Origin of the sequence: Psychrobacillus psychrodurans (genome assembly GCF_050209195.1) — a bacterium.
Lineage (GTDB): Bacteria > Bacillota > Bacilli > Bacillales_A > Planococcaceae > Psychrobacillus > Psychrobacillus psychrodurans.
Genome location: NZ_CP189791.1, coordinates 1,985,533 through 1,998,013 on the forward strand (window position 1 = coordinate 1,985,533; position 12,481 = coordinate 1,998,013).

Sequence of the window (12,481 nt, forward strand, 5' to 3'; positions counted from 1 at the left end):
GTATAAACTAAAATCCTATCTATGTTTACAAAGTAAAGTCATATCTATAATTTTATTTCTTCTTTACATACTCTCACCTATTGTTTACTTGCCTCTACGTTGCTACTTCGGGTCGTTAAACAATATTCCCCTGCGAAATGATGTTCACGAGAAAGTTTTAAATAAATTCTGCTTATCCCTAAAAAAAGAGACTCTTCCTATGAAGGAAAAGTCTCTTTAGTGTTTTTCTTATACTTCTAACATTTTGTTACGTAATACCATTTGTAAGATACCACCATGACGGTAGTAGTCTACTTCTACTTCTGAATCGAAACGTGCAAGCACATTGAAGATTTTTTCAGATCCATCTTCAGCTTTAGCCGTAACTTGTAAAATATCACGAGGTTTCACACCTTCTGCGATATTTATGCTGATTTCTTCTTTACCAGTTAAGCCTAATGTTTCAACGTTTTCACCAGGTAAGAAATTAAGTGGTAATACGCCCATCATTACTAGATTTGAACGATGTATACGCTCAAAGCTTTCTGTAATAACAGCTTTGATACCTAATAAGTTAGTTCCTTTGGCTGCCCAGTCACGAGATGATCCCATACCGTAATCTTTTCCGCCAAGTACTACTAAACCAGTATTTGATTCTTGATACTTCATAGCTGCATCATAGATAGGCATAATTTCGCCTGTTGGCCAGTAAGTTGTATATCCACCCTCTGTACCAGGAGCTACTTGGTTACGGATACGGATGTTAGCGAATGTACCACGCATCATTACTTCATGGTTACCACGACGTGAACCGTATGAGTTAAAGTCACGGATTTCAACACCATTTTCACGCAAGTATTTACCTGCAGGAGTATCTTTACCAATTGCACCAGCTGGTGAAATGTGGTCTGTTGTAATCGAATCACCGAATTTAGCAACTACGCGCATTTTATCAAGTGATTGGATAGCACCAGGTTCTTTTGATAGTCCTTGGAAGAATGGTGGGTTTTGAATGTAAGTTGACTTATCATTGAATGAATACAGAGATTCAGTTGATGTTTCAATTGCATTCCAAGCTTCATTCTCATCAAATACACGTGCATATTCTTTTTGGAATAATTCACGAGTAACAACAGTTGAAAGAACTTCGTTTACTTCTTCTGTTGATGGCCAAATATCAGCAAAGTATACTTCGTTGCCGTCTTTGTCTGTACCGAAAGAATCTTTTTCTAGATCAATATCTACAGTTCCAGCTAAAGCATAAGCAACTACTAATGGTGGTGAAGCTAAATAGTTTGCTTTTACTAGTGGATGTACACGACCTTCAAAGTTACGGTTACCAGAAAGAACAGACGTTACAAATAAATCTTCTTCAACGATTGCTTTTTCAATTTCTGGCAATAATGGACCCGAGTTACCGATACAAGTTGTACAACCGTAACCAACTGTATTGAAACCGATTTGATCCAAGTACGTGTTTAGACCAGAATCCTCTAAATAACCAGTTACTACTTTAGATCCTGGTGCAAGTGAAGTCTTAACGTAAGCAGGAACTGTAAGACCTTTTTCTACTGCTTTTTTAGCAACTAAACCAGCAGCTAACATTACGTATGGGTTAGATGTATTTGTACAAGAAGTGATTGCAGCAATTGCTACAGCACCTGTTGGGATTTCTACATCACCTTCTGCAAATTTAGCAGTAGCTTTTTTATCAAATTCTTTTTCCGATAAACCGAATCCTTGTGTACCTTGTGGAGCTACAACTGCTTCACGGTAACGAGCTTTCATATCAGTAAGTGGAATTAAATCTTGTGGACGTTTCGGTCCAGAAAGGTTTGCTGCGATATCCCCAAGATCGATCTCTACAACGTCTGTATAAACAGGTTCTAGAGTTGGATCAAAGAACATATCATTTGCTTTCAAGTAAGCTTCTACAACAGCAATGTGCTCTTCGTCACGGCCAGTTAGACGTAAATAGTTGATAGATTCTTCATCGATTGCAAAATAACCACATGTAGCACCATACTCTGGTGCCATGTTCGCAATTGTTGCACGGTCAGCTAATGGTAATTTAGATACACCAGGTCCGAAGAACTCAACAAATTTACCAACAACGCCTTGTTGACGCAATACTTGAGTAACTTTAAGTGCTAAGTCAGTTGCAGTAGTTCCGTTTGGAAGATCCCCAACTAATTTAACCCCGATTACTTCCGGAATTGGGAAGTACGAAGGTTGACCAAGCATTCCTGCTTCTGCCTCAATACCACCTACACCCCATCCAAGTACTCCAAGACCATTGATCATTGTTGTATGAGAGTCAGTACCTACTACTGAATCTGGGAAAGTTTCTAGTGTACCATCAGCTTTTTCGTTCACATGTACGATAGGTGCTAAGTACTCTAAGTTAACTTGGTGAACGATACCTGTAGCTGGAGGAACAGCACGGAAATTATCGTATGAAGTTTGAGCCCATTTTAAGAAGTTGTAACGCTCTGCATTACGCTCAAATTCAAGATCCATATTAGCTTGTAAAGCCGATGCAGTACCATATTTGTCAACTTGTACTGAGTGGTCAATTACAAGGTCAACTGGAATTGCAGGATTGATTTTGTCTGGGTTACCACCCATTTCATTCATCGCTGAACGAAGTGATGCTAAATCTACAACTACTGGTACTCCTGTGAAATCTTGAAGCACAACGCGAGAAGGTTTAAATGGTACTTCTGCTTCAGTATTAGCATCCTTACCCCATTTTGCTAATTGGTTTACATGATCTTCTTTGATCACATATCCATCGTATTGACGTAGAACAGATTCTAATAATACTTTAATTGAATAAGGAAGGCGTGAAACTTTTGCGATGCCAGCTTCTTCTAATGCTGCTAAACGATAGTAGTTATACTCTTTACCATTTAGAGAAAACGAAGTACGGCTATTGTGTAAATTACTTTTTGCCATGTGTATTCCTCCTAAGATCTATTGAAAAGTGTCTATCTAGTGACTTTTCTCCACTACTAATCATACTTGAATATACTTGATAAGTAAATTAGATTAAAATTATTATAAGTCATAATTATTGTTAATGACCTTTTATTTTTTCGATTGTCTTTTCTAATTGCTTGGCATGTCTTTTTTCATGTAATCCCGTAAACTCAAACCACTGTATTAAAGGAACTTGTCCAAATATAGGGTGCTTTAGAGATTTTCCTTTTAACAAGGAAGGATTGCTGGATTTATAAATAGAGAGGAGTTCCATTCTTGCTTGGTGTAGCTGTGCTTTCATTTCTTCCGTTCGTTTATATTCACTGGATGGCACGGTATGGGTTGGAGCCTTCACTTTAACTATTCGTAATGTTGATAATTGTATTGGTTTTTTCTTTGCCCTTGGACTAGCTGGGTTATCGAGCTCTTTTTTAATACCTTTAATAATAGTATGTTCCATTTTCACTAAGTGATCTATTATTTCTTTCGGTGACCAAGAATCCTCATCTGGTTTTTCGTTAAATTGCTCATTCGTTAGTGAATCGATTTGTACAAACAAGTTCTTTCTTATTTCATTAATTTTTTCTATAAACATATAATTCCTCCACTCCTTACGTTGTACTTTCTTTATACCCATTATAAATGATAAACAAGCAAGTATCGGCTCTTATTTTCTTTTCACTTCAAATATGCGACAATATACTATTGAAAGGAAGTTTAAATAATGATTGAAATGAAAACGATGAATCCAATAAATGATCCGTGGGAAGCCTACCGAGACATGGAGCAGTTTGGAAAACTAATATTGAGCAATATTGAATTTACTACAACAACTTTATGTAATATGCGCTGTGCCCATTGTGCAGTTGGCTATACATTACAAACGAAAGATCCTAATGCAATTCCAATAGAAATTATCCTCCAACGATTAGAAGAGATCCCTCACTTAAAAACTATAAGTATTACTGGTGGAGAACCTATGCTTTCCAAAAAATCCATTAACAATTATGTTCTTCCATTACTAAAGTATGCTCATAATAGAGGCGTTCGTACGCAGATGAATTCAAATCTAACATTAGAGCCAGAACGCTACTTAATGATCGCGCCTTACTTAGATGTATTACATATTTCTCATAACTGGGGAACTGTAGATGAATTTGTCGAAACTGGATTTGCCATGATGGAACGAAAACCTACATATGAACAGCGAGCTAACCTATTCCAACGAATGATAGAAAATAGCCGTATGCTTTCCGAGGCTGGAGTGATGGTTTCAGCAGAAACAATGTTGAACAAAAAAACACTTCCCTATTTAGAGCATATTCATAAGCAAATAGTAGAAGATATGAAATGTGCTCGACACGAAATTCACCCTATGTACCCTTCCGATTTTGCTAGCGCATTAACGTCACTAACATTAGAAGAAACGCATGAAGCAATCGAACAAATATTAGATTTCAGAGATGACAATGTATGGATGTTATTTGGAACATTACCTTTTTATCCATGCAGTCAAAATGAAAAAAGCATTCAATTATTAGAACGACTACGCCAAACGAAGAATGTTTCCACTAGGAATGATCCAGATGGTCGATCTAGGCTGAACGTTAACATATTTACTGGTGAAGTTATTGTCACTGATTTTGGAGATGCACCTGCTCTTGGAAACATTCAAACAGATACGCTTCCAGCAATTTTTGATAGATGGCTAGCTTCTCCTCTTTCGAAATCACTTAATTGCCATTGTCCTGCTGTTAAATGCTTAGGACCAAATATTTTAGTGAAAAATATGTATTATAAAGATGAACAGTTTGTAAGTGATTCAGTTAAATAACAAAAGTGCAAGTCCCTTTGTCATCCCTAAGAAGTGTTGGAAGAATTCAATAAAGGCGCTCCTTGTCTAAGGGAAGTCAGTTATGAAGTTGCAACCTATTATTCTGCCGGTTATGAGAGGGCTTTAGGTCATTTATTAAGGTCACTAAGTTCAAATGTAAGGAAAAATAATTGTAATAGGTTTATTTACTCTCCTGAATGGATATATAAAGAGTGTGAAGCAATAATTCATTCATAAGGAGATGGAAAAAATGGGATTTATTTTATACTTAATAATTGGTGGAGTAATCGGTTGGCTAGCTGGCCTTATCTTAGGTAAAGATATACCAGGCGGAATTATCGGTAATATTATAGCAGGCATTATCGGTGCATGGATTGGCGGATTAATATTCTCCGACATGGGTCCAGTAATTTGGGATATGGCAATTATTCCAGCATTAATCGGCGCAATTATTTTAGTACTAATTTTAAGCTTTATCTTAAAAGCTATGCGTAAAGCTTAAAAATGAAAAAAGGAAGTGCTCATTATGAGTACTTCCTTTTTTTAAGGTTAATGTGTATTTAAAATTTAGTCTTATTGGCTAGTACTTTCCAAGCTGGAATCTTCATTTCATTCAGCTGGGTAATATGCTGCTTGAATTTCTTTTAACTGATTTTCATACAAATTATAAAAATAAAGAACATCTTCCACGTACTTCTCGCTGTGATTGTAATTGAAAATGGCTTTTTCTATTTCACCATCTGCAGCACCACTTGCTGCGAGATAATTGGCTGCACTATAAATAGCATCCTCTAGATCATATGGATCTGCTTTACCGTCATTATTAGCATCTACCCCATAGCCACCATACTTTTCAATAATAGCTGGATTTATTTTATCCTTTTCTGGAATTTCTCCTTTACCCAATCCCCCACAACTGGGGTGTGACCAACCAACAAATGTACAAGGCATAAATTGTAAATGTCCTTCAGCACCAACTGGAGAGAGTAAAGGGTCCATAGTCGAAAATCTGGTTTCAATGCGATGATGGGCTGCTAATAATGTCCAAGGGACACCATAATTTTCTTCTGCTTTTTTATACAACTCAATATATTCAGATGGCACATCCAATTTTACGGTACTTTTTTGTAGCGTTTCAGCCCATTCCTGTACAACTGGTATTTTCACGAGTTCTTTCCATCCTATAATTGCTAGTATATAGATTGTGATGGTAAATGGAAGAAGTAACACAATCATCCAAAGCTTTGTTTTATAGGATATTCCTTTTTGTTTCTTCATCTATTCATTCACCTATTCTGCTTATATTACTGTAAAAGATAGTCTATTGTTAAAGGTTTAGTGAAAAAATACTATTGTAAATAGGTCAATCTATTTCCTTTCAAATAGTCACATGGAAGAGGTTTTTAACCTTCTGTTAAAAATTCATCTAAGTAATGTGCAAGTGAAGTAATGGAATGTATAATCGCTTTTGTTTTACCTTCGTTTATAGACTATGTAAAGCTAGATAATATTTTTTTATAAATTGTTTTGTTCAGGTTATAAACTCTTTTTCATAAAATTGACTAGCATTAGATAATCCCTCTAGATATGTTATATGTGATAATCTTTCTAGGAGAAATCTAAATTACATTACAATCAAATAATAGTATACACAACAACCTGATGTTTATATAAATAATAACAGATACTTTTCAATATGTTTTTCCACCGGTATATGTATAACTCCTTGCTTGGATTCTATAAAAACAATAGCACAAATTCATTACAAACAATAGTCTAAATGCAGATAATGTCGGTATATACAAACTATTGGATTTTTTGTAGTATGACTGTATGGGGGTGAAAAATATGTGGAAAGATTTTAAAGAATTTGCTTTTAAAGGTAATGTCCTAGATTTAGCAGTTGCTGTGGTCATTGGAGCAGCTTTTGGAAAAATTGTTTCATCTTTAGTTGAAAATATTATAACTCCTTTAGTTGGCTTACTTTTAAATGGTGTAAAATTCACTTCTCTATCATTCAAGTATAAGGAAACAGAAATTTTGTACGGCAATTTTATACAATCGGTCTTTGATTTCCTAGTAATTGCATTCTCTATTTTTATGTTTATACGATTATTATCAAAGTTTAAACGTAAAGAAGATGTTGTAGCAGTTACGGAAAATGCACCTCCTGTTGACTCAAAAGAGCTATTACTAGAAGAGATTAGAGATTTACTAAAAAAGCAAAATAACGCATAATAAAAAAATAGCCTCTCCATTAGGAAAGGCTGTTCTTTATTTTCCATCTTCAATTAATGTTTCCACATCAATCACAATTTCCTCTTTCGGCACATCGGTATTACCACTATAATTTTTTACAACTACACCATTTTGGTCAACTAAATAGAAGGATGTACCATGAATAACTTGGTTATTGTTCGGGTCGTCTTTTACTAGAGTTTTAAAGGAATCCGCTGCAAAACTTGCAATATGTTCTTGTGAGTAGCCAGTTAAGAGTTCCCATTTACTTTCATCTATTACATCATAATTTCCGAGATATTCCTGGAGTTTATCTGGAGTATCAACTTCTGGGTCGACACTAAATGCAACAATTTTGTAATCCTCAATACCCTTTTCACTTAACATCTTTTGAATGTCACTCATATTGTATGTCATTGGTGGACATACCGTCTCACAATTAGTGAAAATAAATGTCGATAACCATACCGTTCCTTTTAAGTCTTCTAAAGAAACCATTTCTCCACGCTGATTATCATATTCAAAATCTGAAACTTCCCAGTTTGTTTGTGCTTCAAAATTGCCACTGCTCCCGCAACCAACAAGAACAAATAAGGAAATACATAATATAACAAATAACTTTTTCATCTATGAGACCTCGCTTTTCTCTTCATAGCCTAATCTTAGCGAAACAAGTTTCCACCTTCAACTACATTGTCTTATTTAATTCAACAGTTTTGTGAATAAATGTACTAATTAAGTGATAACAGTACGTTTTTTATCTCTTCTAGTTTGGTTTCCACTCGGTGCATCAAATAGAAAGACACAAAGATAGGAAAGCCAATATCTTGAATTACACTTAGCCACTGCTCCATATTATTCACATCCATCCATTTTTATTCATTAATAAAAACTGGGCAATAAGATACCTTGTCCTCAATTCAAAATCCGTTTCTATCCTTTTTAGTAAGCGAACAAACATTTTAATATATTATTACCGACTGATTTTAAATGCTGCTTGTCTTACCTAACGTCACGATAAGCTATGCTTAATCCTCTCGTTAGGTAGGGTAGTACTCATTTCATTGCTTGTAGTGCAAGGTGGCGACTCCAACGAGATAGCGAGAAAAGCGAGATCCCCAGGCAGCGTTTATTGAGGAAGAAGACCAGTATCACATATCGTTTGACGACAATTTGTCGCTAGCATTGTTCTAAGTTAAGGAGGCCCTGCCTCGCCCGTGGAGGTGTCCACCTGAACGGAAATCATATTATATTCCTTCTTTTTAAGTACCATCAATTCAGTCTTCACGGACATTCTTATACATTTTCTTGTTTTTTAAAAAAGACTCTCCTTTTTTGGAGAGTCTTAAGAAGTTAAATAAATTCGGTAATTGTTCTGTCCACTACTTTAGCACTTTTAATAACTGCTAGTGGTGAGCCATCAGACTGAAAAGCATTACTTGCAATAATTGCTTGCATTCCTGTTTGAATATCTGTTTCTGTTAAATTACTTTTCGGTTCATCTACTGATATTGTTACGTTCTTTCCATGTGCTGTTTCAAACTGTAGCTGAAGTGTTTTACTCATTTTCCCTTCTCTCCTTTCTTTTTATTAGATTACTTGCATTGTTTCAATTTTCTCTGCTCCGATATATGGCCTATCGGAAAATGAACTAAGTGTTTTTGCAACATTATCTAGTTGGTCTGCTGTTGCATTTGCTCGAACATTACGGTAAGATTTTGACTTTGTTATCATCTTGCCTGCTTCTGTTACTTCTCCTTCAAAAATGAGTTTCAAAACTGCATACTTATGCTCTAGGTTTGCCATGTGTGTCCCTCCTTTCAACTAGTAGATAGAACTTTTTTAAAAGAAAGTATACATGGAGGATGAAATATTTTAAGGAACGATTTATACTGAATATAAGAGAATGAGGTGAATAGTTTGCTAGAAGGTTGGTTTATGTGGTTTATCCTTTTTTGGGTAGTACTTTTAGTGATACTTATGGGTATTGGCGGCTTCTTTATGTTCCGTAAGTTTGGAAAGTCACTGCCTAAGAAAGACGGAAAATCTGATTTAGATTGGGAAGAATATTATGTGGATCAAACAATCCATCTTTGGAATGATGAGCAAAAGCTGTTGCTTAATGAATTAGTTACACCTGTTCCTGATTTGTTTAGACCTGTTGCTAAACAAAAAATAGCAGGAAAAATTGGACAGTTAGCTTTAGAGGAAAAAGCAACTTCTATAACTCGGGAACTTTTAATACGCGGTTATATCATCGCAACACCAAAGAGAGATCATAAATTTTTACGAAAAAAACTGGCTGAATTGAACATTGATGTAACCCCTTTTAACAAGTATTTTGAGCTATCAGTGGACAAAACTACTAACTAATCTATAATAAAAAAGTGAGCATCCTATAACTGGATGCTCACTTTTTTATCTTATTTTGCAATTTTTTAAATTGTACGTACATCGCAATTCTCCAAGGGACAATCATTCCAAATGCTAATATCCAAAACATTCCACTAAGTGCTCCAATGTCAATGGTAGCACTTAGTATTATTTTGCCAATAATACGGACTATCAACAAACCGAACAATATAAATATAAATGCCTTGGATTGCTTTAAATATACTTCTCCTTCTCTAATTTCAAATTTAGAGGTCCAAATAAGAACAATAGAGAATAGCATTCCTACACCAATTGCTTCTATAAATTCCATCAAATTTACACGGAAATATGGAAAAATGAACATTAATGCTCCAGTTGACATGAACATTGGGGGCAATAATATTTTTTTCACACTTGCTGGTCTCTTAGCAGATTTTGCACGAACCGTGGTAACGAGTATTCCCATGCCAATTGCGACCACTGTGGAAGCAATCAGCATCATATTTGGAGATATTTTATCTAGCATTTGTTATTCCCCATATCTTTTATTTCATTAGTTACTAAACTTCGTTAAAGGTTTACATATCAGAAGTAACATTATGTAACACATTTATAATTTGATCTGGATCGAAAGGTTTTGTGATGAAATCTTTTGCTCCAAATTCTAGTGCATCTACGATTAACTTTTGTTGACCTAAAGCAGTAACCATTACTATCTTAGCTTCTGGAAATTCTGCTATAATTTCTTTTACTGCTTCTATCCCGTTCATCCTAGGCATGGTAATATCCATCGTTACTACATCTGGCAAAAGCGTCTTATATTGCTCTACTGCTTCTAGTCCATTTGATGCTTCGCCAACAACTTCAAACTGATGATTCTCTAGCATTCTTTTAATCGTCGTGCGCATAAATATTGCATCGTCTACTACTAATACTGTTGGCATTGCAATGCCCCCCTTACATTAGAATCCAGTAAAACCTCCGAAAATCGGACTTAATATACGAATTATATACGTTAAACCGTCAAAAAATAAAATTAATCCAAGAGCAATCATAATATAACCGCCTACTTTTACGATTAAATTACTATTTTTACGTATCCAGTTAAGGCGTGTAACAAAGAATGATAATACGAAAAATGGGATAGCAAACCCAAATACATAAGCTAGCATATACCACATACCTGCATCAGGATTTGATCCTGCCATTACTATAACAGCAGCTAAAATAGGTCCTGTACAAGGTGTCCAACCAGCAGCAAATGCCATACCGATTAAAATAGTTCCTAAGTAGCCAGCAGGGCGGTTTTTAAAATGAACTTTTTTTTCTTTCATTAAAAACTCAGGCTTAAATATACCTACAATGATTAAACCGAATATAACAATGAAAATTGCTCCAATTTGACGAAGTAAATCATCATATTGTATGAAAAATGTACCTACTAGGGATGTTGCAAAGCCTATCGCAATAAAAATGATAGAAAAACCTAATAAGAAGAATAATGTATGGAGCATTCCTCTTTTTTGCATTAATTTCTTGTCTGTTTTAATTTCTTCTAATGACATTCCTGTAATGTATGATAAAAATGCAGGATACAATGGTAGTGTACAAGGTGAAATGAAACTTAAAAACCCTGCACCAAATGCCAGTAGGAGGTTTACATCTGTACTCACGGCAGTCAACCTTTCCAAATTACTGTACCTATCGTATCAAATTTCTTTCTTTTTGACCTCATAATTGCTTGTGACAGCTTTTTGACTCTTTAAAACAGTTAAGTCTTTATACTATATTCAGAAGTAAGTTCGTTAATTTCATAAATGCAAATTAAGTTGTGAAATCTGAACAACGCTGATTTCCGCTCTAGGCGGACGCTTTCCGCAGGCACGGCTTCAATCTCCTCGTCACTACGAGAACAAATGCTCCTTGTGGTTTTCAGCTCGCCCTTTTCCCGCTGGAGTCGCCACCTGCCACTCTGCGATATTAAGTAAACATTCGTATTTCTAAATGAAACAAGTAATTATGAAATTGATTCACATATATACTTTTTCAGAATATATTTTAAGACTTTTTAAGTTTAGCAAATCTTCAACCATTGTGGAAGACATGAAGTCTAAATAATTCGATTTCTGAAATATAGAAAAGACTTTCATATAGTAAATCTTCTAGTTACGTACTTCCACTCCATTATTGACTTTTGTTACAGTTGCCACTCCAACTAGATATGAGTTAAGTAAGACCCTAAAACGAGGCGTGGATACTGTGCCATTCTTAACTAAAATCCTCATAAGATATTCAGTAGCATCGCTAATGCTAAAAAAAGCCTCTCGAGTATACTCTCAAGAGACGACCAATATATAATGGAATAGTTTTCTAGCTAAGGTTATTTAGCGCTGTTTCAATAGAATGCTCCCCATTTACTAAATTAAATGCTCGGTGGTATGTGTTTTTATTCTCTAATGAAGCTATAAGGGTATGTGCCACATCTTCACGCGCAATGGTACTAGGTTTTGCTTCTGGTCCTACTGTAATTTTACGAATTGCCTTTTCGTTTACAAGCCCACCAGGTCGAACTATTGTATAATTTAAACCGCTTGATTCGAGCATTCGATCGGCGTAGTGTTTCGCTACATAATAGGGACGCATACCTTCGTTCCAATTTTGACGTTTGTCAGCATCGAATGCACTTACCATAATATAGCGGTCTACTCCTACTTGTTTAGCAGCTTCCATCGTTTTCACTGCACCATCTAGATCGATTAATAATGTTTTATCAGGACCTGTATGGCCTCCTGAACCAGCTATAAAAATAATGGCATCTACTCCTGCAAGTGCTTTTGCAAGATCCTCAACAGATCCTTCCAAGTCAGCTACGATTGCTTGGATGTCGTTAGCAATAAGCTTCTCTGCTTGTTCCTCTTTGCGGACCACCGCGGTCACAGAGTGTATGTCACTCTGTTGTAAATACTTCACTACATGTTGTCCAATTTGTCCGTTTGCTCCAATTACTCCTACTTTCATCAGATCGTCTCCCTTCAAAAATGTTCCATCTATATCCTTTCACAAATAAATAGTCAT

Annotated in this window: 15 protein-coding genes; 4 read left to right on the forward strand and 11 right to left on the reverse strand. The window is 35.5% G+C overall.

The window, feature by feature from the left end; genetic code table 11:
• Window positions 1-228: 228 nt before the first annotated feature.
• Entirely contained in the window at window positions 229-2,937 is a 2,709-nt protein-coding gene (gene acnA, locus ACQCPR_RS09400) for an aconitate hydratase AcnA (RefSeq protein WP_269921162.1), read from the reverse strand.
• A gap of 121 nt (window positions 2,938-3,058) precedes the next feature.
• On the reverse strand, window positions 3,059-3,556 hold the full coding sequence (locus ACQCPR_RS09405; RefSeq protein WP_427138876.1) for a DinB family protein: 498 nt from the start codon (window positions 3,554-3,556) through the stop codon (window positions 3,059-3,061).
• A 129-nt stretch (window positions 3,557-3,685) separates the two neighbouring features.
• Between ACQCPR_RS09405 and yfkAB the strand changes: the two genes are divergently transcribed.
• The gene (gene yfkAB, locus ACQCPR_RS09410; protein ID WP_427138877.1) at window positions 3,686-4,795 is read left to right on the forward strand and encodes a radical SAM/CxCxxxxC motif protein YfkAB; all 1,110 of its coding nucleotides are present in this window, start codon (window positions 3,686-3,688) and stop codon (window positions 4,793-4,795) included.
• 250 nt (window positions 4,796-5,045) lie between these two features.
• Window positions 5,046-5,297, forward strand: coding sequence for a GlsB/YeaQ/YmgE family stress response membrane protein (locus ACQCPR_RS09415; protein WP_090569294.1), 252 nt, complete (start codon window positions 5,046-5,048; stop codon window positions 5,295-5,297).
• A 107-nt stretch (window positions 5,298-5,404) separates the two neighbouring features.
• Here ACQCPR_RS09415 and ACQCPR_RS09420 read toward each other — a convergent pair whose 3' ends face one another.
• Window positions 5,405-6,073, reverse strand: coding sequence for a lytic transglycosylase domain-containing protein (locus ACQCPR_RS09420; protein WP_090569297.1), 669 nt, complete (start codon window positions 6,071-6,073; stop codon window positions 5,405-5,407).
• Between the two features lie 570 nt (window positions 6,074-6,643).
• On the opposite strand from ACQCPR_RS09420, the gene mscL reads away from it, so the two are divergent.
• Entirely contained in the window at window positions 6,644-7,033 is a 390-nt protein-coding gene (mscL, locus tag ACQCPR_RS09425; protein WP_090569302.1) for a large conductance mechanosensitive channel protein MscL, read from the forward strand.
• 36 nt (window positions 7,034-7,069) lie between these two features.
• On the opposite strand, the gene ACQCPR_RS09430 is transcribed toward mscL, so the two are convergent.
• From ACQCPR_RS09430 to ACQCPR_RS09445, 4 genes are all read right to left on the reverse strand, one after another.
• Window positions 7,070-7,660 (reverse strand): SCO family protein, encoded by a 591-nt coding sequence (locus tag ACQCPR_RS09430; RefSeq protein ID WP_090569305.1) that lies wholly within the window; start codon window positions 7,658-7,660, stop codon window positions 7,070-7,072.
• Window positions 7,661-7,764: 104 nt separating this feature from the next.
• Complete coding sequence (locus ACQCPR_RS09435) at window positions 7,765-7,887, reverse strand: YvrJ family protein (protein WP_090569308.1); 123 nt, start codon at window positions 7,885-7,887, stop codon at window positions 7,765-7,767.
• A 499-nt stretch (window positions 7,888-8,386) separates the two neighbouring features.
• Window positions 8,387-8,599, reverse strand: a complete 213-nt coding sequence (locus ACQCPR_RS09440) for a DUF2922 domain-containing protein (protein ID WP_427138878.1) — start codon at window positions 8,597-8,599, stop codon at window positions 8,387-8,389.
• Window positions 8,600-8,623: 24 nt separating this feature from the next.
• A complete protein-coding gene (locus ACQCPR_RS09445) occupies window positions 8,624-8,839 on the reverse strand; it encodes a DUF1659 domain-containing protein (protein ID WP_090569316.1) in 216 nt (71 codons plus the stop codon).
• A 132-nt stretch (window positions 8,840-8,971) separates the two neighbouring features.
• Here ACQCPR_RS09445 and ACQCPR_RS09450 point away from each other — a divergent pair, with 132 nt between their 5' ends.
• Entirely contained in the window at window positions 8,972-9,406 is a 435-nt protein-coding gene (locus ACQCPR_RS09450) for a DUF2621 family protein (protein WP_093495875.1), read from the forward strand.
• 37 nt (window positions 9,407-9,443) lie between these two features.
• On the opposite strand, the gene ACQCPR_RS09455 is transcribed toward ACQCPR_RS09450, so the two are convergent.
• The 4 genes from ACQCPR_RS09455 to ACQCPR_RS09470 all read right to left on the reverse strand — a co-directional run bounded on the left by ACQCPR_RS09455 (window position 9,444) and on the right by ACQCPR_RS09470 (window position 12,424).
• A complete protein-coding gene (locus ACQCPR_RS09455; RefSeq protein WP_427138879.1) occupies window positions 9,444-9,932 on the reverse strand; it encodes a CcdC family protein in 489 nt (162 codons plus the stop codon).
• A 52-nt stretch (window positions 9,933-9,984) separates the two neighbouring features.
• Entirely contained in the window at window positions 9,985-10,350 is a 366-nt protein-coding gene (locus tag ACQCPR_RS09460; RefSeq protein ID WP_090569322.1) for a response regulator, read from the reverse strand.
• An 18-nt stretch (window positions 10,351-10,368) separates the two neighbouring features.
• Window positions 10,369-11,079 carry a cytochrome c biogenesis protein CcdA gene (locus tag ACQCPR_RS09465; RefSeq protein ID WP_090569325.1) on the reverse strand — a complete coding sequence of 237 codons (711 nt, stop codon included), beginning with the start codon at window positions 11,077-11,079 and terminating at the stop codon, window positions 10,369-10,371.
• Window positions 11,080-11,776: 697 nt separating this feature from the next.
• Window positions 11,777-12,424 carry an SDR family oxidoreductase gene (locus ACQCPR_RS09470; RefSeq protein ID WP_427138880.1) on the reverse strand — a complete coding sequence of 216 codons (648 nt, stop codon included), beginning with the start codon at window positions 12,422-12,424 and terminating at the stop codon, window positions 11,777-11,779.
• Window positions 12,425-12,481 lie beyond the last annotated feature (57 nt).